17 protein-coding genes are annotated in these 20216 nt (G+C 73.8%); 6 read left to right on the top strand and 11 right to left on the bottom strand.

Annotated elements, in window-relative coordinates; all coding sequences use genetic code 11:
* Positions 1 to 3 precede the first annotated feature (3 nt).
* The 3 genes from OV090_RS33415 to OV090_RS51120 all read right to left on the bottom strand — a co-directional run bounded on the left by OV090_RS33415 (position 4) and on the right by OV090_RS51120 (position 4013).
* A complete protein-coding gene (locus tag OV090_RS33415; RefSeq protein WP_267708731.1) occupies positions 4 to 438 on the bottom strand; it encodes a thioesterase family protein in 435 nt (144 codons plus the stop codon).
* 74 nt (positions 439 to 512) lie between these two features.
* The gene (locus OV090_RS33420; RefSeq protein ID WP_267708732.1) at positions 513 to 668 is read right to left on the bottom strand and encodes a hypothetical protein; all 156 of its coding nucleotides are present in this window, start codon (positions 666 to 668) and stop codon (positions 513 to 515) included.
* A gap of 1158 nt (positions 669 to 1826) precedes the next feature.
* Positions 1827 to 4013, bottom strand: a complete 2187-nt coding sequence (locus OV090_RS51120; RefSeq protein ID WP_267708733.1) for a serine/threonine-protein kinase — start codon at positions 4011 to 4013, stop codon at positions 1827 to 1829.
* A gap of 76 nt (positions 4014 to 4089) precedes the next feature.
* Between OV090_RS51120 and OV090_RS33430 the strand changes: the two genes are divergently transcribed.
* Complete coding sequence (locus OV090_RS33430) at positions 4090 to 4734, top strand: M23 family metallopeptidase (RefSeq protein WP_267708734.1); 645 nt, start codon at positions 4090 to 4092, stop codon at positions 4732 to 4734.
* A 2-nt stretch (positions 4735 to 4736) separates the two neighbouring features.
* Here the strand turns inward: OV090_RS33430 and OV090_RS33435 are convergent, their stop codons facing one another.
* From OV090_RS33435 to OV090_RS33455, 5 genes are all read right to left on the bottom strand, one after another.
* Positions 4737 to 6410 carry an NAD(P)/FAD-dependent oxidoreductase gene (locus OV090_RS33435; protein WP_267708735.1) on the bottom strand — a complete coding sequence of 558 codons (1674 nt, stop codon included), beginning with the start codon at positions 6408 to 6410 and terminating at the stop codon, positions 4737 to 4739.
* A gap of 77 nt (positions 6411 to 6487) precedes the next feature.
* Positions 6488 to 8347, bottom strand: a complete 1860-nt coding sequence (locus OV090_RS33440) for an oligopeptide transporter, OPT family (protein ID WP_267708736.1) — start codon at positions 8345 to 8347, stop codon at positions 6488 to 6490.
* Positions 8348 to 8535: 188 nt separating this feature from the next.
* The gene (locus OV090_RS33445) at positions 8536 to 9195 is read right to left on the bottom strand and encodes a hypothetical protein (protein ID WP_267708737.1); all 660 of its coding nucleotides are present in this window, start codon (positions 9193 to 9195) and stop codon (positions 8536 to 8538) included.
* Positions 9196 to 9368: 173 nt separating this feature from the next.
* Complete coding sequence (gene carA, locus OV090_RS33450; protein WP_267708738.1) at positions 9369 to 10556, bottom strand: glutamine-hydrolyzing carbamoyl-phosphate synthase small subunit; 1188 nt, start codon at positions 10554 to 10556, stop codon at positions 9369 to 9371.
* A gap of 19 nt (positions 10557 to 10575) precedes the next feature.
* The gene (locus OV090_RS33455; protein ID WP_267708739.1) at positions 10576 to 11580 is read right to left on the bottom strand and encodes an aspartate carbamoyltransferase catalytic subunit; all 1005 of its coding nucleotides are present in this window, start codon (positions 11578 to 11580) and stop codon (positions 10576 to 10578) included.
* 131 nt (positions 11581 to 11711) lie between these two features.
* On the opposite strand from OV090_RS33455, the gene OV090_RS33460 reads away from it, so the two are divergent.
* The 4 genes from OV090_RS33460 to OV090_RS33475 all read left to right on the top strand — a co-directional run bounded on the left by OV090_RS33460 (position 11712) and on the right by OV090_RS33475 (position 16109).
* Complete coding sequence (locus OV090_RS33460) at positions 11712 to 12530, top strand: competence/damage-inducible protein A (RefSeq protein ID WP_267708740.1); 819 nt, start codon at positions 11712 to 11714, stop codon at positions 12528 to 12530.
* 39 nt (positions 12531 to 12569) lie between these two features.
* Positions 12570 to 13091, top strand: coding sequence for a hypothetical protein (locus OV090_RS33465; protein WP_267708741.1), 522 nt, complete (start codon positions 12570 to 12572; stop codon positions 13089 to 13091).
* An 11-nt stretch (positions 13092 to 13102) separates the two neighbouring features.
* On the top strand, positions 13103 to 14071 hold the full coding sequence (locus OV090_RS33470) for a TerC family protein (protein WP_267708742.1): 969 nt from the start codon (positions 13103 to 13105) through the stop codon (positions 14069 to 14071).
* A 241-nt stretch (positions 14072 to 14312) separates the two neighbouring features.
* Entirely contained in the window at positions 14313 to 16109 is a 1797-nt protein-coding gene (locus OV090_RS33475; RefSeq protein ID WP_267708743.1) for a HEAT repeat domain-containing protein, read from the top strand.
* 133 nt (positions 16110 to 16242) lie between these two features.
* On the opposite strand, the gene OV090_RS33480 is transcribed toward OV090_RS33475, so the two are convergent.
* The 3 genes from OV090_RS33480 to OV090_RS33490 are packed head-to-tail and all read right to left on the bottom strand — an operon-like array spanning position 16243 to position 19257.
* Positions 16243 to 17925, bottom strand: a complete 1683-nt coding sequence (locus OV090_RS33480; RefSeq protein ID WP_267712110.1) for an acetate--CoA ligase family protein — start codon at positions 17923 to 17925, stop codon at positions 16243 to 16245.
* 13 nt (positions 17926 to 17938) lie between these two features.
* Positions 17939 to 18745 (bottom strand): hypothetical protein, encoded by an 807-nt coding sequence (locus OV090_RS33485; RefSeq protein ID WP_267708744.1) that lies wholly within the window; start codon positions 18743 to 18745, stop codon positions 17939 to 17941.
* On the bottom strand, positions 18745 to 19257 hold the full coding sequence (locus OV090_RS33490; RefSeq protein WP_267708745.1) for a DUF507 family protein: 513 nt from the start codon (positions 19255 to 19257) through the stop codon (positions 18745 to 18747). The genes OV090_RS33485 and OV090_RS33490 overlap by 1 nt, the downstream gene beginning before the upstream one ends.
* Positions 19258 to 19319: 62 nt before the next feature.
* On the opposite strand from OV090_RS33490, the gene OV090_RS33495 reads away from it, so the two are divergent.
* Positions 19320 to 19784 carry an NUDIX domain-containing protein gene (locus tag OV090_RS33495; protein WP_267708746.1) on the top strand — a complete coding sequence of 155 codons (465 nt, stop codon included), beginning with the start codon at positions 19320 to 19322 and terminating at the stop codon, positions 19782 to 19784.
* The last annotated feature ends 432 nt before the right edge of the window (positions 19785 to 20216 follow it).

Raw genomic sequence — 20216 nt, forward strand, 5'->3', positions numbered from 1 at the left:
GCGTCAGCGCGCGACCACCGGGAACGCCGCCTGCAACTCCGCGGGCACGCGCGTCAGCGACTGCCCGGCGAGCTTGACGAACACCCAGCGGGTCTCGGCGGTCGCCAGCACCACTGCATCGGCGGGTCGCACGATCTCGTAGCGGCGCAGCGAGAGGATCTTCCCCATCTCCGCCACCCACGTGCGGACGACCACGGCGTCGCCGAGGCGGGCCGGGCAGAGGTACTCGATCGCGTGCGAACGCACCACCCACGTCGCCCCGAGCTCGCGGTAGCGCGCGAACGGCCAGCCGACCGCGATCGAGTGCGCCTTCGCGGCGGTCTGCGTCCACGCCAGGTAGTGGAGGTTGTTGACGTGGTCGAGCTCGTCGATCTCGTCGGCCGCGACCGTGTGGTGGTGATCGAACACGCCCGGGATCGCCGCGAGGTCGGCCGTCATGCGGCGCGAGTAGAGCACGCCTCCCGGCGCCGCGACCGGGGCATCTCGAGCAACCCGCGCCGACCGCGTGAGCCTCAGCGCGGCGCGTCGGCGGCCGGGCTGGGCGTCTGCGGGCCCAGCACCAGCAGCGTCGCGTGGTGCGAGGCGATCCCGCCGGGCACCCGCCGGATCGCATCGACGTCGAACACCTTCTTCGCCGCCGGTCGCGGCCCTCCCTGCACCCCACCCATGGCGCGAAGCTAGCTGCACGGCGGGCCCGCGCGCAAGGGTCGGCCGGTGGTGGCAGAGCGCCCTCGCCCCCGCCCGCGTGCTAGCGTCGACCCCGACTCGCCGCCGATGCTCCCGCCGCTGTACGGCCGCTGGATCTCCGACCTGCTCGGAGGGCCATTACCCGAAGAACAGGCCGCGACCTGCAGCGACTGCGTGCAGTGTCAGAGCCACGTGCCCGAGGGCTATCGGTTCGCCGACGCCACCAAGTGCTGCACCTACGTGCCGGCCCTGCCCAACTTCCTGGTCGGCGGCGCGCTCAAGGCCGGCTCGCTCGCCGGGCGCGAGCGGCTGCTGCGGCGCATGGTCGCGCAGCCCGACAGCATCACTCCGCACGGGCTCGACGCCACCGACGACGAGCGCGACCGCTACCGCGACATCCTCGCCGCCGAGCAGTTCGGCCGCGACCCCTCCCTCTTCTGCCCCTACTACCTCGCCGAGGCCGGCGGCCTGTGCGGCGTGTGGCGCAACCGCAACGGCATCTGCGCCACCTGGTACTGCAAGCACGACCGCGGCGCGCGCGGCCAGCGGTTCTGGCAGGCGCTCGAGGTGCTGCTCACCGCCGTCGAGCGCGAGCTCAGCCACTGGTGCGCCTGCACGATCCTTTTTGAAGAGACCCCGCCGGCCGAGGGCGGCGAGGCCGCGTGGAGCTGGTGGGCGGGCCGCGAGGGCGACTTCTTCCGCCGCTGCGCCGAGCTCGTCGAGGCGCTCGGCTGGTCCGAAGTACAGGCCATGATCGGGCCCGCGATCGAGACCCAGGTCGGCGACCTCCTGGCCGCCCGCGCCGCGCTCGCCGGGCCGATCCCCGACTCCTTGCAGCTCGGCACGATCCGCGTCTCGCACCGCGGCGACGAGCGCAGCCGCGTCGTCACCTACCTCGACACCGACGCCCTCGAGCTGCCGACCGCCCTCCTCGACCTCCTGCCGCGCTTCGACGGCCGCCCCACCGCGCCGTCCTCGCCGAGCTGCGCGGCCTCGGCGTCGAGGTCTCCCCCGCCCTCCTGCGCATGCTCGTCGACTTCGAGCTGCTCACCGCCGCCTGAACCGTCCGACATGTGCATTTGGCCATGTCTTCTCGGCCATGGCGCATGGAACATGTCCATGCGCACATGTCCCTTCGTCTACCGCCCAGGCTTCAGCAGCACCACCTCGAACTCGCTGCCGGGCACGAAGCCGACCGCCGCCACCGGCGTCGCGCCGCTGCGATCGAGCGGCACGCCCTCCGAGTCGCCGCGGCGGCGCAACAGCCACGCCGAGCCGTACGTGCGCGGCAGCGGCCGCCGGTGCGGCGGAAACGAGGCCCACACGTGGTCGAGCAGCTCCTGCGTGCTGTCGTAGCCGAAGCACGGCACCGCGACTTCGCCCCGCTCGCCGTCGGTCGCCGCGGTCCAGTGGATCACCGCGCAGCGCGAGCGCAAGGCGTCGGGTGCGGCCGCCGGCCCCTCCAGCGCGTGCAAGCCCAGCCGCAAGCGCACGCCGGGGCGCAGCCCCGCGTCGGCGGGCGCCGTCAGGCCGCGCTGCGGATCGGTCACGAGCGCGGCCTCGAGCGCCTGCTCGTCTCCGGCGCGCCGCAGCGACCACGACGACCCATAGGCGGCGAACGGCGGACGCACACGGGCAGGAATCGCCGACCAGATCGCCTCCATCAGCGCGCCCGTCGACGCGTGACGGCCGAGCACGAACCGCTGCACTCGCTCCAGCTCCGCCACCCCCTCCGGCAGCTCCACGATCAGCTCGCCGTGACGGGCCAGCAGCCTGCCGCCGTCGTCGATCGCCACCCGCAGCATCCCCAGCGTGTACGGCGTCATCGTCGCCAGCGCCGCCTCGAAGCCGGCCACGAGCGCCAGGAGGCAGGTCCGCCGCGGCATCCCGAACGCACCCGACAGCAGCAGCGGCACGGTGAGCGACTGCACCCCCGAGCACCGCGCCTGTTCGAGGCACGCCGTGGCCACCCGCGCGAGCAGTTGCTCGGAGCCGGCCGAGCCGGCGAATTCCTGCGGGAGGTGGACGAAGAACACCCGCGCGGCCGGGAGCCGCCCTCCCGCGACGACCTGGACGGAGCCGAGCGGACCCTGCGGCAACTCCATCACGGCGGCCGCGACCTCGGGCCCGCCGAACTCGCACAGGCTGCGCGCCAGCGTGCCATGCACCGGTCCGTCGCTGGTGATGCCGCACACGATCGCGTCGACCTCTTCGAACCGCAGATCGGTGCGCAGCACGATCAGCGTGGCGGACCCGGGCAGCGCGAACGCCTCGGGCCGCCAGCGACTGGACGGCTTGACGTAGAACGTGGCCCGCTGACGGACTTGCTGCAGCGCGTCGAGCTGCGGCACCTCGGGCGACCCGGAGGTCGACGCCTGCCCGTCCGCCGCCGCGGTGGCCGCCAGCGGATCGACGACCTCGCGCGCCCGCTCGACCCGCGGCAGCGGGCGGCCGTCCGGGAGCTCCTGCAGCGCCTCCGCGAACGCCCGCATGTCGGCGAACCGCGACCGCGGATCCTTCGCCAGCGCGCGCGCCAGCACCGTCTCGAGGGCGTCCGGCCAGTCGGGGGCGTGGTTTTTCGCAACCAGCGGCGACGGCGGCTCGCTCTGGATCTCCGCCATCAACTGGAACACGTCCTCACCGCCGAACGGCCGCGTCCCCGCGAGCAACTCGTGGAGGATGACGCCCAGCGCCCACACGTCACCGCGCGCGTCGCCCTCGCGGGCCCCGCCGGCGCGCAGCAGCTCCGGGGCCATGTAGGCGACCGTGCCGAGGAACGCGCCGTCGCCGGTCAGCGTCGTCGTGCTCTGGGTCGCAATCTTGGCCACGCCGAAGTCGAGGATCTTGATGGCGTCGTCGTCGGTCCCGCGGATGGTGCGGAAGCAATTCGCCGGCTTGAGGTCGCGATGGACGATCCCGTGCGCGTGGACCACCGCCATGGCGTCGCAGATCTGCAGCGCCACGTGCCGGACGCGCCGCCACGCGAGACGGCCCTCACGCATCAGCGTGAGCGACAGGTCCTCGCCGGCCAGGAATTCCATCACGTAGTAACCTGTCCCATCATGCAGGTGACCGGCGTCGACGACGCTGATCACGCCCGGATGACGGATGCTCGAGGCAGCCAGGGCCTCGCGGAAGAACCGCCGCAGCGCCGGCTCCGAGCGGCACAGGCGCGGCTGCAGCACCTTCACCGCGTAAGGCAGCCGGGCCTCGGTGCTCTCGGCCAGATAGACCGTCCCCATGCCCCCCTCGCCCAGACGGCGGACGATCCGCACGGGCAGTTTGTCGCCGAGCACCGCGCCGACGAGGGGATCGGACTCTCGCACGCCCGTCACGATACAACAGGCGCCCAGCCGACAGACCGGTGACCCCGGCGCGCGGATCTGCTAGGGTGCGCGCGCCGTGACGCTGTCCCTCCGGACATCCTCGCTCGCCGTCCTCGCCGTGGTCCTCGCGTGCGGAGAGACCGAGGAACCGGCGGCGCCGGTCGAGGCCGCGACGGACGCGGCTGCTCCGGCCGAGGTGCCCGCCGAGGAGCCGGCCCCGCCGCGTGACCCGTTCGCCGCCGAGGGCATCGAGGCCGCGCGTCCGGGCCTGCGCTTCGGCTGGCCGGTCGAGAGCCCGCACATCACCTCCTACTTCGGCTGGCGCACCAACCCGATGACGGGCGTCGGCACCAAGCTGCACCGCGGCCTCGACCTGCGCGGCGGGATCGGCGACCTCATCCTCAGCATCGGCCCCGGCGTGGTCCAGTTCGCCGGCCAGGACCTGCTGCTCGGCAACCTCGTGATCGTCGACCACGGCCTCGGCGTCACCTCGTACTACGGGCACATGCACGACATCCTGGTCCACGTCGGCCTGCCCGTCGACCGCGGCACCGCCCTCGGCCTGGTCGGCAACACCGGCCGCAGCGAGGCCCCGCACCTCCACCTCACCGTCAAGATCGGCGCCCTCGCCGTCGACCCGCTGTGGCTCATCGGCGCCCCCCTGCACGGCTACCCCGGCCTGCCGGCGCTGGCCGAGGCCGACACCGACGTCGAGTACTGACCTCACTCGCCGAACACGCGCACGAGATCCATGTTCGTCGGGACATGCTCCTTGAGCCATGTCCCGAAGCGCACCCGCGACGCCCGCCAGAACTCCGCCAAAGTCGCTCCCGGCGTCGCGTCGAGCCCCTGCACCAGGCTCACGAAGCCGCGGATCGCCGGCGCGAGGCTCGGCGCGCGCAGCGGGTCCGAGCCGTGGCGCGGCGCGATCGCCCCGATGTCGAAGTTACGCGTGCGCGCCAGCGCCGGCGCCACCGGGTCACGCGGCTCGATCAGCAGGTACAGGTCGCCTTGCCCCGGCGCCGCCGCGCGCTCGCGCAGGTGCACGCACACGAACCCCAGCCGGTCGGGCCCGGCCTCGCCGAGCTCGCGGCCCTGGCCCTCCGCACGGGCCGTCTGGCGCGCGGTCGCCTCGTCGCGCACCTCGTCGAGCGCCAGGTTCTGCACCAGCCCGCTCGTCAGCACCACGAACGCCTTCTGCGGCTTCAGCTCGGTGTCACGGGTCAGCAGGATCCGCTTCGACTCCCAGAAGTAGTCCTCGCGGTACAGGTTCTGCTGGTAGTAGAAGCGGACCATCCGCAGCAGGTCGCCGAACATCTCGCGGTGGTGCGCCTGATACTTGGCGCGCGCGCTCGCCTCGTCGGCGCCGGCCTGCAGCACCGCGATCGCGGTGCGGCCCGCGTGCCACGCCGAGTGCATCGCCAGCAGCACCCCGGTGGACAGCACCGGGTCGATGAAGCCGGCCGCGTCGCCGATCTGGATCCACCCTGGACCTGTCACTTCGGACATGCGGTAGCTCCAGTCGCGCTCGTGGCGGACCGGCGTCACCCGCGTCGCCGCCGGCCCGAGCACCGGGGCCAGCTCGCTCGCCGCCGCCAGCAGCGCGTCGTAGTCGCGGCGCGGCGCCCCGCGGGCCTCGCCGGCGTCGAGCTGCACCACCCCCACGCTCGCCCTGCCGCCGCCGATCGGGAAGAACCACCACCACTGCTCGGCCTCCGCCAAAAACAGCGCCTGCTCGTGGCGCGGCGGCGGCGCCCCGACGCAGCCGGAGAAGTGGGCCCACATCGCCTGGTGCTTGAGCCCCGCGATCTCCTCGCGGCGGTCCTTCGCGCGGCCGAGCAGCATAGACTGCCCGGTCGCGTCGATCACCAGCCGCGCCCGCGTCTCCTGCGACTGTCCCGCGCGCTCCCACGCCACACCGACCAGCCGCTCGCCGTCCCACAGCAGCGTCCGCGCGACCGCCCGATCGAGCACCACCGCCCCCGCGCGCGTCGCCGCCGCGAACAGGATCGCGTCGAAGCGCGCGCGCTCGACCAGCCACGCGTGATCGTAGGCGTCGCTGTCGTAGAACCACAGGTCCCAGCGCGGCGTCTTGCCCCACCCCCACAAAGTGCTGCCCGTCTTGCGCCCGAAGCCGGCCGCCTCGACCTCGGCGAGCGCGTCGATCTCGGCCAGGATCGGGATGATCCCCGGCAGCAAGCTCTCGCCCACGTGCGCGCGCGGGTGCGTGCCGGCCTCGAGCAGCAGCACGCGCAGCCCCGCCTTCGCCATCACCGCCGCCGCGGTGCTGCCCGCCGGCCCGCCGCCGATCACCAGCACGTCGACGACGTCCAGCGCCTGCGCCGTCACGCGCGTCCCCTCGCTGGGCCGGTCACCCTCGGCTGACTTATCGGACATGCACCTTCAGCCATGTCCCATCGACCCTGCCTCATCGGACATGCCCTTTCAGCCATGCCGCGCAGCTCCTCGCCCCGTCACGCGGTCGCCCGCGCCCCGCGGTACAGGAAGAAGCAGATCGCCAGCACCAGCGCCAGCGTCGCCAGCTCGCCGAGCTCGCCGCCGAGCAGCGGCGGGGCCTTCTTCGGCACCAGGCCCGCGACCACCAGCCCGGCCACCAGCACCCCGGCCAGGCCCTCGCCGGCGACCACGCCCGCGGCCGCCAGGATCCCAGTGCGGGCCTCGCCCTCGGCCGGGCGGCCACGCTCGGACAGCGCGCGCACGCAGCCGCCGAGGAAGATCGGCAGCATCGACGCGATCGGCAGGTACACCCCGATCGCGAACGCCAGGCCCGACACCCCGCACAGCATCGCCGCGCCGGAGATCCCCGCCCCCGTGGCGACCAGGCCCCACGGCAGCTCGCCGCTCAGCACGCCCTCGATGATCGTCTTCATCAGGGTCGCCTGCGGGGCCGCCAGCTCCTTGCCGCCGAAGCCGTAGCTCGACAGCAGCAGCACCGTCCCGGCCACCACCCAGCAGGCGCACGCCGCCCCGATCAGCTGCCCGAGCTGCTGCCACGCCGGCGTCGCGCCGACCAGGTAGCCCGTCTTCAGGTCCTGCGAGATGTCGCCGGCCTTCGACGTCGCCACCGCCACCACCGTCCCGACCGTCAGCACCGCCGCCCGCGCCCCGAGGTCGTCCCAGCCGAGCGCCGCGAACACTGCCGCGGTGCCGAGCAGCGTCACCAGAGTGATGCCTGACGTCGGCTGCGACGACACCCCGACGATGCCGACGATCCGGGCCGCCACCGCCACCGACAGCAGCCCGAACACCGCCACCCCGAGCGCGCACACCAGGCGGGCCAAGAACCCGAGATCGCCGGCGATGAGCCCGGGCACCAGCGCGACCGCGGCGATCACCACCGCGATGGCCGCGGCGATGAAGCTGCCCGGCAGGTCGCGGTCGGTCGCGCTGGCGGTCGCCTTCTCACCTGTCTCTTTGCGCATGCCCCTTGCGACAGATACGAACGCGCCTGCCATCATGGGCATGTTCCGAAGGACAGTCAGGATCCCCGCCGTCGCCACCGCCCCGGCGCCGATGTAGCGGATGTACTGGCGCCAGATCTGCGACGCGTCCATCTGCGCGATCGTCAGCTCGCGCTCCGGGTAGAGCGGCCCGGGCAGGCCCGCGCCGATCCACGCGATCAGCGGGATCAGGGCCAGCGACGACACTACCGCCCCGGCCACCACCACCGCCGCCTGGCGGTAGCCGAGGATGAAGCCGACGGCCAGCAGCGCGGGCGCGAACTCCAGCGCCACTTCGGCCTTGGGCAGCAGCGGCACCGCAGCGCCCGCCTCGCTCGGCACCGCGAACAGCAGCGCCACCAGCAGCTTCATGCCCGCGCCGACGGCCATGCCGCGGAAGATCCACGCGCTCCCGCTCGCGCTGGTGGTCGTCGCCCGCAGCACCTCGGCGCACGCGCGGCCCTCGGGGTACGGCAGCTCGCCGTGGCCGTCGACGATCAGCATGCGCCGCAGCGGGATCATCGCCGCCAGCCCGAGCACCCCGCCGAGCAGGGCCAGCAGCGCGATCTGCCAGAACGGCGGCGCCATGCCCCACAGGAACAGCGCCGGGATGGTGAAGATCGTGCCGGTCGCCAGCGACGTCGAGGCCGAGCCGATCGTCTGCGACAGGTTGGCCTCGAGCAGGCTGGCGCGCCCGCGCAGCAGCGCCACGGTCATCACCGACGCCGGGATCGACGCCGACACGGTCATGCCGACCTTGAGCCCGAGGTAGGCGTTGGCGGCCCCGAACACGACCCCCAGAGCGACGCCGGTGACGACCGCGCGGACCGTGAACTCGCGCAAGGATGGCGGGGTACTCGTCGAGGCAGTCACGGCGAGCCTCAGCAATACCAGACGTCCCGCGGGCGGCGAAAGCCGGCCCGAGCCCTGTCTGCGGCCCGGGCCCGGGCTTCACCAAGCTATGGAGCGCGTGTTCACCGGCCGGCCCTCCGACAGACGCTTCGCAGGACGGCAGGTCGCCCACACGCAGCCGCCGCCATGACGGCCCGGGCCTCCCGCTTTCACAGCCCTGAGAAGAAGCTGCGCGGGTCCTCGCCGCGGCGGTCGCGGGCCCAGCGGAGCCGCTGGCGGCGCCACGGCATCAGATCGATCCGCTGCGGCGCCCGCCAGTGGCCCTCGTGGGCTCGCTGCAGCAGCGGCGCGATCGCCAGCGGGTACTCGATCGGCGTCCGGCAGATCCACGCCACGCCTGTCCCGAAGGCCAGGCGCAGCTCCCACAGCGCGGCCGCCCGCCGCGACTCCCCGAGCCATGGCACCGGCTCGTCGACGCGGACGCTCAGCCCGCGCAGGCGGTCGCGCAGCAGCAGCGGCGCGCCCGGCCAGACCTCGAAGATCCCCGCCTGCGTCGTCGCCAGCAGTCGGTACAGCGGCGTCGGCTCGATCCCCGGCACCCGGCCCGTCGCCGCCCGCCAGGCCCACGTGTCGCCCGGCGCCGCGCCCGGCGGCTCCGCGTCGCACAGCGCCCAGTCGACGCGCGCCGCGGCCAGCGCCTCGTGGCCGCTGTCGACCGACGTGTGCACCCCCACCTCGCGGTCCCACCGCTCGAGCAGCGGCGCCGCTCGCCGGGCCCCGTCGCGCCCGCCGAACACCCGCTCGCCGAGCTCGTCGAGCGCCGCCGACAGGCGCACCCGGCCCATGTCCTCGGGGACAGGCGCGCTCACCCGCGCCTCCCGGCGAGCGCTCGGCTGGCCTTTAGAACAGGCACGGCCGCGCGCGAGCGGACCGCCGCGCCCCCGCCGAACCCGCCGTCCCTACCTGCCCCGCAGGACATGTCCCCTCAGCCCTGTCCCTCGCGTCCTGCCCTGGCGAACATGTCCTCGCGGACCTGCTCGCTTCAGGCGCGCTCGCGGCGGAGGCGGCGGACCTGGGCGACGAAGCCGGCCAGCAGGTCGGTGGCGTCGTTGGGCCCGGGGCCGGCCTCGGGGTGGTACTGGACCGAGCCGATCGGGCGGCCGCGGACGCGCAGGCCGGCGCAGGTCTTGTCGAACAGGTTGAGGTGGGTGAGCGTCGCGCTGGCGCCGAGCGACGCCGGGTCGACCGCGAAGCCGTGGTTCTGCGACGTGATCGCCACCTTCTTGTCGTCCTCGTTGCGGACCGGGTGGTTGCCGCCGTGGTGGCCGAACTTCATCTTGAAGGTCCGGCCGCCGAGCGCCAGCGCCAGCAGCTGGTGGCCGAGGCACACCCCGAACACCGGCGGCAGCCCCTGCGCGGCCAGCAGGTCGCGCAGCTCGGCGATCACCGCCGTCGCCGCGGCCGGGTCGCCGGGCCCGTTGCTGAGCAGGATCCCGTCGGGCCGCATCGCCAGCACCGCGCTCGCCGGCGTGCTCGCCGGCACCACCGTCACCCGGGCGCCGGCGTCGCGCAGGCGGCGGAGGATGCTGAGCTTGATCCCGTAGTCCCACGCCACCACGTGCACGTCGGCCGGCGGCGCCGCGTGCTCCCAGCTCGGCTGGTCCCACGCGTACGGCGTCCGCGTCGTCACCCGGCCGGTCAGATCCTGGCCCTCCATCGACGGCGCCGAGCGGGCCAGCGCCAGCAACTTCTCGACGTCGTCGTGCTCGCTCGACAGCGCCGCCATCACCGACCCGCGGTCGCGCAGGTGGCGGGTCAGCGCCCGCGTGTCGACCTCGGCCAGCCCCGGCAGGCCCTTGCGCGCCAGATAGCTGCCCAGGTCCTCCTGCGCGCGCCAGTTCGAGACCACCGGCGACAGCGCGCGGACGACCAGGCCCGCGCAGCCGTGCTCGCGCGACTCCTCGTCGTCGGCGTTGACGCCGACGTTGCCGACCTCCGACACCGTGAGGCACACCAGCTGGCCGGTGTACGACGGGTCGGTGACGATCTCCTGGTAGCCCGTCAGCGACGTGTTGAACACCACCTCGCCGACCACGGTCGTCGCGGCGCCGAAGCCGAGCCCGCGGAACACCCGGCCGTCGGCCAGGACCAGCGCGCCCGGGCGCGCGGCGGGGCCGGCGGCGGTGAGCGGACGAGCGGCGAGGTCGGGGCGGGCTGTTGCTTGGGTCATGGTCCTCCAGACATGTTCTTCAGAGCAGCTCGACGCCGCAGGCGCGCGCCAGCACGGCCATGCGGACCGCCACGCCGAGGGTGACCTGGCGGAGGATCCGGCTGTGCGGGCCGTCGGCGACCGCGTCGGCGATCTCGACGCCGCGGTTGATCGGGCCCGGGTGCATCACGATCGCCCCGGGTGCGAGAAGGCCGAGGCGCGCGGGCGTCAGCCCCCAGGCGGCGTGATAGCTCGGCGCGTCCGGGATCGCCACGTCGGCGCCGAGGCGCTCCCGCTGGATCCGCAGCATCACCGCCACGTCGGCCCCCGCGAGCGCGTCGTCGAGGGTCGGCGCCACCGTCGCCCCCAGGCGCGCGGCGAGCTCGGGCGGCGCCAGGTCGCCCGGCCCCGCGACCACGCAGTGGGCCCCGAGAGTGCGGAACAGCTGCAGGTCCGAGTGCGCCACCCGGCCGTGGCGGACATCGCCGCAGACCGCCACGCGCAGCCCGGTCATCGCCCCTTGCGTCGGCGCGCGGCCGAACGCCTCGAGGATCGTCAGCGCGTCGAGCAGCGCCTGCGTCGGGTGCTCGTTGACGCCGTCGCCGGCGTTGACGACGCGGGCGCGCATGACCTCGGTCCAGGCGCGCGGGACCCCGTCGCGGCGGTCGCGGACGACCACCGCGTCGAAGCCCATCGCGTCGAGGTTCTCCAGCGCGTCGCGCTCGGTCTCCCCCTTGCTGGCCGAGCTGGCGGCGTCCTGCACGAAGTGGACGACCTCGGCGCCGAGCCGGCGCGCCGCGACCTCGAAGCTGAGGCGGGTGCGCGTGCTCGGCTCGGAGAACACGCTCAAGATCTGGGCCCCGCGGAGGATCGGCAGCTCGCGGGCCCCGGTGCCCTCGGCGAGCGGCAGGACGCGGGTGGCCGCGGCGAGCACGGCGCAGGCCTCTGCGGGCGACAGGTCGGCGATCTCGCACAGGTCGCGGCCGGGACGACGACCCCGCCGCGTTGCCGCGCCCCCGTCGCCGCTGTCGCCTGCGCGGTGCATCGCCCTACCTGGCGCGGAGGGATAGCGCCGGCCCGCGCGTCGCGTCAACCCGCGCACCCCCTCGCGCCCGGACCGCGGCGGTGCCCTGGCTCACCTGCCTGTCACTCCTGGTACCCTGCGCCCAGGGCCCCATGGACCGCGAACCCTCCGTCACCCGCGCCGCCGTCCTTCTCATCGGCAACGAGCTCCTCAGCGGCAAGATCCGCGACCAGAACGGCCACGAGCTGGCGAAGATGATGCGCCGGCGAGGGATCCGCCTGGTCGAGATGTGCACCGTCGAGGACGACCTCGGCGGCATCGGCGAGGCGCTGCTGCGCCTGCTCGCCCGCGTCCCGCTGGTGTTCACCAGCGGCGGCGTCGGGCCCACCCACGACGACGTGACGATGGAGGCGATCGCGCGGGCCATCGGCCGCCCGCTGCGACGCGACCCCGAGATGGAGCGGACCCTGCGCGCGCACTTCGGCGAGCGGATCACCGAGGCCGCGCTGAAGATGGCCGACCTGCCGGAGGGCACCGCGCTGACGGCCGCCCGCGGCTGGCCGGTGATGCGGATCGACCTGCCCGCCGGTGCGCAGGCGAGTGCGCGGCGGATCTACGTGTTGCCGGGCATCCCGGAGCTGTGCCGGGCCAAGATCGAGGCGCTCGAGAAGATCCCCGGCGAGCTGCCCGACGCCGGTGGTTGGGCGCTGGAGACCCTGCACACGGAGATGGACGAGTCCGACCTGGCGGCCAGCTTGAACCGGGTCGTGGCCGACTATCCGGACGTCGAGATCGGGTCCTATCCGCGCTGGCTGAGCGGCGACGACGGGCGGCTGCGCTGCGTCGTGCGCGTGACCTTTGAGGCCATCGGCGAGCACGCCGGGCGAGCGGGCGAGGCTCGGGACGCCCTCGCGCGGGCGCTCGGCGACGCGGCCGTCCTGGCGGTGCCGGCGGACGGCGCGCTCTTGTGACCATCCCTCCGCCGAAAGTTCCGTGCTAGCTTCCGGGCCATGCGCCGCAGCCTGACCGCGCTCTTCTTCACCAGCGCATTGCTGGCCGTCCCTGGATGCAGCCAGCCCAAGAAGGACCTGTTGGCGCTCCCCGCGGCCTACGACCCGCAGGGCGCCGACCTCACCTTTAACAAGAAGAACCTGGAGAGCTTCAACATGATGAAGCCCCAGGAGCGCGACGACTTCGTCAAGGCGCTGCAGGACAAGCCGGGCAGCTTCCGCGGGCAGGCGGTCACCGAGGCCGGCAACGGCATCGCGGCGGGCGTCGAGGGCTCCGAGCACGGCGCCTGGGAGACCTACGCCCACGTCACCGAGCCGGTGCTGTTCGAGATCACGATCGACTACCGGATCTTCTCCACCGAAGAGCTCGGCCGGCCGCTCGGCCGCAACCTCCCGATCACCTTCACTGGCACGCTCGTCGACCTGCGCTACGACGCGGAGGCGAAGCCGCGCAAGCTGACCATCCAGGTCAAGGCTGACGCGATGGAGCTGATCACCGACAAGACGACCCCCGCGAGCTGAGCGAGCCTCATTTGTTTGAATCAGTCGGCTCACCCCTGACCTGGGGCGCATTCCTCGTCGGCATCCTCGTCCTGCTGGCGATCGACCTCGGGCTCTTCAACCGCAAGCCGCACCGCGTGTCGATGCGCGAGGCGCTGATGTGGTCGTGCATCTGGGTCGCGCTGAGCCTGGTCTTCAACGGCTGGGTCTGGCACGCCTACGGCTCGGAGAAGGCGCTCGAGTTCCTCAGCGCCTACCTCATCGAGAAGGCGCTCTCGGTCGACAACATCTTCGTGTTCATCGTGCTGTTCCGCTACATGCGGGTGCAGCAGGAGTACATGCACCGGATCCTGTTCGCCGGGATCCTCGGCGCCTTGATCCTGCGCGGCATCTTCATCGTCGCCGGCCTGGCGCTGATCCAGATGTTCACGTTCTCGCTGTACCTGTTCGGCGGCTTCCTCGTGTTCACCGGCCTGCGCCTCCTGTTCGTGCGCGAGGGCGGCGAGGAGGAGCAGGGCCAGGACAATTGGGTCAAGCGCTGGGCCGAGCGCTACTTCCGCGTCACCAAGGACTTCCAGGGCCCGAAGTTCTTCGTCAGCCGCGACGGCAAGCGCTACGTGACGACCCTGTTCGTCACCCTGCTGATGGTCGAGACCGCCGACGTCGTGTTCGCGCTCGACTCGATCCCCGCGATCTTCGGCATCAGCACCGACCCGTTCATCGTCTTCACCAGCAACGTGTGCGCGGTGATGGGCCTGCGGGCGATGTTCTTCCTGCTGGAGAACGTGATCGACCGCTTCTGGCTGCTCAAGTACGGCCTCGGCCTGGTGCTCTCGTTCGTCGGCGTCAAGATGCTGCTCGGCGTCGGCTACCCGCCGCACCTCGAGCCGATCCACATCCCCATCGGCATCTCCCTCGGGACCGTGTCGGCCCTCATCGGCGGCGCGATCACGTTGAGCCTGGTGTTCCCGCCGAGCCCCCCGCCCGAGCCGAACAAGTAGGCCGGCCGGCGCCTGTCCGCCGGGACATGTCCGAAGCGCCAGCGCCAGCGCCCGCGCCCCGCGGACCCGCGCGTCGCACCCCGCACGTACCGCCACCGGCGCGCCATCGTCCTGAGGAGCACGAGCGCGCGCCGCTCCGCCGCAGACGTCGTCCGACCCGGCTCGCCGGTGGCCGGCCGCGACGCCTCATTCGTCACGCGCCCGCCCGGAACCCATACGAGGCGCCACTGTCTGAGCCGGCATGACGCCCGCCGCGCTCGCGCTCGTCCTCGCCCTCGCTCCCGCCGCCGGATCGACCAGCACTTCGGGACAGGTCTCTTGGGACAGCGCAGCGAAGGCCGCCCAGGCCGCGGTCGAGCGCGCCGGCCTGGCCGACTCCGGCAGCCAGACCCTCGCCGAGCGGGCCGCCGCCGCCGGCCTCGGGCGGGCCGAGGTCGTACATGTCCTGGGGGACATGTACACCGCCTGCAACGCCGCCCCCTGCCCCGCGCTGGCCAGGGACGACGCCGCCGGCCAGCTCCTCGACCTCCTCGGCGAGATCGGCCTGCCCGCCGACGCCCCGGTCCTCCTGCGCCTCGGCGCGATCAACCTCTACAAGGCCGAGCGCGCGCTCGAGGCGATCCTCACCCGCGCCATGGCCGACGCGATCCCGAAGGCCCGCTGCGCCGCGCCGACGCCGGGTGAGGTCGCCGCTGCCCGCCTCGCCCTCGCCGACTTCGCAGTCCTGCGCCGCCACGGCGGCGTCCTCCGCGGCGACGCGCCGACCACCGCCGAGCTCGACGACCTCGCCTACTTCTTCGCCGCGGTCGCCGACGCCGGTCCCCTCGTCGGCGGCGCAGTCGAGGCCAGCCCCGGCAGCCCGCTGACCCCGGCCGCGCCCGACCCCGAGAACGACCGCCTCGCCGCCGCCGCCAGCGACGCCAAGGCCCGCGGCGACGTCGTCGGCCTCGTCCAGCACGGCCGCGCCTACCTGGCCCGTCTCGGCTTCCCCGGTCCTCTCCACGGTAGCGCCGAGAGCCACTGGGCATGGGGCGGCGCCCGCTACTCCTACGTCTTCCGCGACCTCGCGCTGGGCGCAGAGTTGCTCGGCGATCCGACCCTGGCCGGCCAGCTCTACCGCCGCGCCGACCCCGGCGGCGGCATGTGCGGCACCAGCGTCTCGTACCGCTGGAGCGAGCAGGTCCGCGGCGCCATCCGCAGCGCCGAGCGGGCCGGCGACTGCCGCGTCGCCGTCGCCGAGCGGCTCCTCGACGTGGATGGCCCTCGGGACATGTATCCAAAGCCAGCCCCCGACAGCATGGACTACGGCCCCGCCCGCCTCGCCGCCGCCGGCTTCGACGTGGCCCGGCTGTACCGCGGCGCCCTCCTCACCGCCGGCCGCGACGCCGAGCCCGCGGTGCTGCGCGCCGCCCTCGAGCGGGCCCCCGAGCCGCTGCGCGCGGTGGCCCTTTCTCGCCTCGAGCGCCGCGGCCCCGAGGCGTGGGAGGCCCGCGTCCACGCCATCGAGGGCCTCGCCGACGTCACCGGTCGCGCCGCCCTCGCCGAGCTCGAGCGCCGCCTGCCCGACCTCGCCGACGGCCCCCGCCAGCGCGCCCTCGCGGCTCTCGGCGCCCTCGCCGACCGACCCTCGTGGGACCCCTGCGATCCTGACGAGGCCGGCATCTACTTCGGCAGCATGAGCAGCCAGTGGTCGCGCCACGTCACCAGCCTCGGCGGCAGCTGCGAGACCGTCCTGCGCCTCCACGAGGCCGCCCCGCTGGCCCGCTCGCTCACCGCCTGGCTCGCGGACGAGAACCCGGAGACCCGCGAGGCCGCCGCCGCCGCGCTCGGACGGATCGGCCACCGCGTCGCGCTCCCGGCCCTGCGCGCCCGCCAGAGCGACCGTTACGCCCCCGGCGGCCAGCACTGCGACGACGCCGGCTGCCGCCCGTACTTCCCGGTCCGCGAGGCCGTCCGCGAGGCCATCGCCGCCATCACCGAGCGCAGCGCCCAGGACGCCCGCTGGCGCCGCAACGATCGCAAGCGGCCCACGCCATGAACTTTTGGACATGCCCACGAGGACATGGCTGAATCGTCATGTCCTTCAAGCCATGTCGATTCGACCGAGCCCGGTTCGTGCGCATCGAGGTCGGGCGGGCGAGCCTCGCCGTACGCGTTCTTCTCCAAGTATTTTAAAGCCCCTCGAGGTGGGCGCGCTGCACGATCCGGGCGTCGAGCGTCACGTAGCCGCGGGGTCCCGCGCACAGGCGCACCGGGCTGAGGTCGACCAGCTCGAGGCGGCCCTCGCTGTCGGCGCTGGCGGCCCCGAAGTGGCGGACCAGCGCGTCGAGGCGGAGCAGCAGCCCGGCCAGCTCGCGCAGGCCCGGGTCGTCCTTGCGGCGCAGCGGCACCCCGGCCACGATCGCCTGGGCGAACAGCATCGCCTCGGCCGGGTCGAGCGGAGACAGGCGCAGCACCACCTCCTGGTGCCCCGCCAGCGCCCGCCCGAACAGGGCCGTCTCGCCGCTCTGCAGCGCCACCGCCCCGCAGTGGATCTCGAGCCCCTCGCCGATCTGCTCGGCCACCAGCACGCCGTCGAGGTGGGCCGTCGGCGCCCGCTCCTCCACGTTGCTGACGATCGTCGCGTAGGCCCGGCGGACCGCCGCCGACGTCGTCAGGTCGAGCACCACCGCCCCGAGCTCCTGCTTGCGGCGGAGGTCGGGGCTGACCGCCTTGAGCACCACCGGGAAGCCGATCTGCTCGGCGAACTGGGCCGCGCCGCTGGCCGAGCTGGCGACCGCCTGGCGCGTCACCTCGATGCCGAAGCCGCGCAGCACCACCTTGCTCTCGTGCTCCGACAGCGCCTGCCCGGCCGAGCGCAGCACCTCCTCCGCGCGGGCCAGCGCCGCCGGGTCGATGCTCGGCGCCGCCTCGCCTTCGGCCGCGCGCACCAGCGCCTCCGCGCGCTCCCGGCGAAGCAGCGCCCGCTGGGCCAGGAACGCGTCCGTGGTCGCGTTGGCCGGCCCGCGCAGGCGCAGGCCCGGGTGCGGCGCCTCCATCCCGTGCTCGTCGCCCTGCAGCGGCAGCGCCCGCCGGGCCTGGCGCCACAGCGCCGCCGCCGGGCTTGCCTCTTCGGACATGCCCTCGGAGACATGCCCTTTCGGACCTGTCCCTGGCGACATGCTCTCCGCGTCCACCAGCAGCGCCAGCACCCCCGGGCTCGGGAACACCGGCCCGGTCAGGCGCTCGAGCGCGTGGGCAGCCGCCGCCTGGCCGAGCGACGCGTGGCGCGGCTGGTCGACGCGCGGCGCCTCGACCCCGAGCGGCACCACCACCTGGCGCGCCCCGGCGGCGCTCGCCCAGCGGGCCCAGCCGGCGTGCAGGCTCGCCGCCGGCACCATCCCCGCGGTCCGGCAGCCGGCCAGCTCGGGCGCCGCCAGCCACTCCGGCAGCCACGCCGGCGCCGGGCACAGCGACAGCCGCGGCTTCGCCCCCGCGGCCAGGAACGCCGCCCGCAGCCCGGCCAGCGCCGCCGCGTCGGGCCCGACGATCACCAGCTCCCCGGCCTCGATCACCAGCTGCGCCGCCGGCCCGAGCGTCCGCGACGCGAGCCCCACCGGCAGCTCCGGCCCCGTGATCACCAGCAGCCCCGGCGGCCGCTCGCGCAGCGCTCGCAGCAGCGTCGGCGACGGCTCGCGCGCGACCACCACCGCGGCCCCCTGCTCGCGCACGCGGCGGGCCAGCGCCGCCTCGCCGAGCACCTCGCCGGCGCCGGCGAACGCCGCCCCGACGTCCTCGCCGACCAGCGCCTCGCCGGCGAGCAGCGCCCGCAGGGCGGACCTGGTCGATGAGACAGATCGATCGGCGGCGGTCACCAAGGCGCGCCCGTCACACGACCACCGGCTTCCACAGCTCGCTGTGGAGCTGCTTGACCGCCTCGGGCCACGCGCCCGGCAGCACCCAGTCGGCGCGCGTCCAGCTGGCGTCGATCTCCGCGCCCTCGCCCGGGAACAGGATCACGCGGGCGCCCGGGCCGCGGGCGGCCAGCGCCTCGGGCACCGGCTGGTCGGCCCCGCCGATCCACAGCAGCGTCCCGCCCGTGTGCTGGTCGAGGTACTCCGGCCCGACCGGCTTGGCGCCGATCGACGCCAGGGCCGCGCGCGTGGCCTGGTCGAGGTCCTCGCGGGCGAAGTGACGCAGCGGACCGCGGCCGCCGTGTTGCTCGAGGCGGGCGACCCACTCCGGCAGGTCGACCAGGCTCGCCTCGTTGTCGTACTCGGCGTCGATGATCGCCGGCAGCTCGTACCACGGCAGGGTGCCGGCCACGATCGCGGTGATCGACGCCAGCCGCTCCCACTCGACCTCGGGCTCTTGCAGCCACAGCGCCTCGGCGCCGCCGAGCGTCTCCGCGGCGGCCAGCCCCTCCTCGGTGTGCGGCACGAACACCAGCAGCGGGTGCAGCCGCTCCTGCAGCGGCCGCAGACCGGCCGGGCCGAGGAACGTCAGGCCGTCGGCGCCGAACCGGCTGACCGCGCCGATGACGAACTGGTCGGCGCGTCCGGCGTCGCCGGGGCAGACCGCGCTGACCGTGGCGCCGCGCTCGCTGCCGATGTCACGGGCGAGGCACAGGGCCGCGGCGCTGGCCGGATGGATCCCCTGCGGGGTGCGCTGGGCGTAGACCAGGATATGAGCCATTAGTCGAGACCGTGCTTCCGTTTGATGAGCTCGAGCTGCTTCTGGTACTCGATCTCGAACGTGGAGGTGTTCTCGGTGAGGTGCTTGAGGTGGCGCCGCACCTCGCGGTCGAGGTCCTCGTCGGCCTGCATGTGGCGGCGGAGGATCTCTTTGAGCTTCTTCCGGATCACGGAGTCGTCGGCGTAGATCTCCGATACGAACTTGCTCTGCATGAACAGCTCGAGCAGCTGATTGGCGATCCAGTTCAAGGCCTCTTCCCCGATCCCGAAGTCTTGCTCTTCCGCCATCGAGCGCTTGAGCTTGAACAGGTCGGAGTAGGCCAGCTTCTTCCGCTCGAGCTCGTCCTTCGCGCGGTCGGTGAGCTCGCGGTCCTTGCGTCGGTACTCCTTGAGGATCGACTCGACATCCCGTTTGAACTCTTCGCGGTCGCTGACCTCGAGGTCACCGGCGTCGACCAGGGTCTTGTTCACGGCTTCGACGATCGTCGAGATCTTACTTGAATAAAGACGCATGGGGTGGGCCGAGGATAGGCGTAGCTTTTCCGAGCGTCCAGGGTGCGGTACCAACCACGGGCGTGCAGCCCCGCCTCATCGTCGCCGCCGGCCTCGTCTGGCTCGGCCCCCACCGCCTCCTCGTCCAGCGCCGACCGGCCGGCGCCCGCCACGGCGCCGGCGCCCTCGAGCTCCCCGGCGGGAAGGTCGAGCCCGGTGAGTCCCCGCGCCCCGCGCTGCGCCGGGAGCTCGTCGAGGAATGGGGCCCCGCCGCCGCCGAGCTGCCGATCGGCGCCGTCGCCGAGGTCCTGCACCACGTCTACCCCGGGCCCGGCCCGGAGGTCCTGCTGCTCGTCTACCACGTCGACGCCAGCCCCTGGCTCGGCACCGACTGGCACGCCGCCTTGCGCCTCGAGGCCGACGCCGCCGTGGTCGCGCACGACCTCGAATCCCTGCCCGTGGCCGAATTCCTGGCCGCCGACCGCGAATTCATCGCCGACGTGCGCGCCGGCCGGATCCAGCCCCCCCCGCTCCCCATCCGTCCCTGAGCCCCTCCGCTCTTCCCCGGCCGTCCCCCGCAGCCCGGGCGACGAGCGAGCGCCGACGCGAAGCGACGGCTGCCCGACCTCGCCCGCGGACGCCGTTCCTCGCGCCGATCCCGGCCCCGGCGCAGCACCCTCACGTCTCCCCACGGCTCGCCTCCACGCGCCGATCCCGGCTGGTTCAGCGTCCCGTGTCTCTCCACGTTCCGCGTCCTCGCGCCGATCCCGGCGCAGCGCCCTTCACGTCTCGCCTCCCGGACCGGCTCGCTCTGCGCTCGCATCCCCCAGATACCTGACCGCAAAGACAGCTTCTCCGCGCGAGCCCCGCTCGCGACCTGTCCTTGCGGCCATCCTCGTCGCCATCACCGTTGCTGCCTGGCGTGAGGACTGCCCCATCCCCGGCGATCTGGCGGCGCGCGCCCCCAGCCGCTGCGCGAG

The organism is Nannocystis sp. RBIL2, assembly GCF_026626745.1.
Taxonomy (GTDB): domain Bacteria; phylum Myxococcota_A; class Polyangia; order Nannocystales; family Nannocystaceae; genus Nannocystis.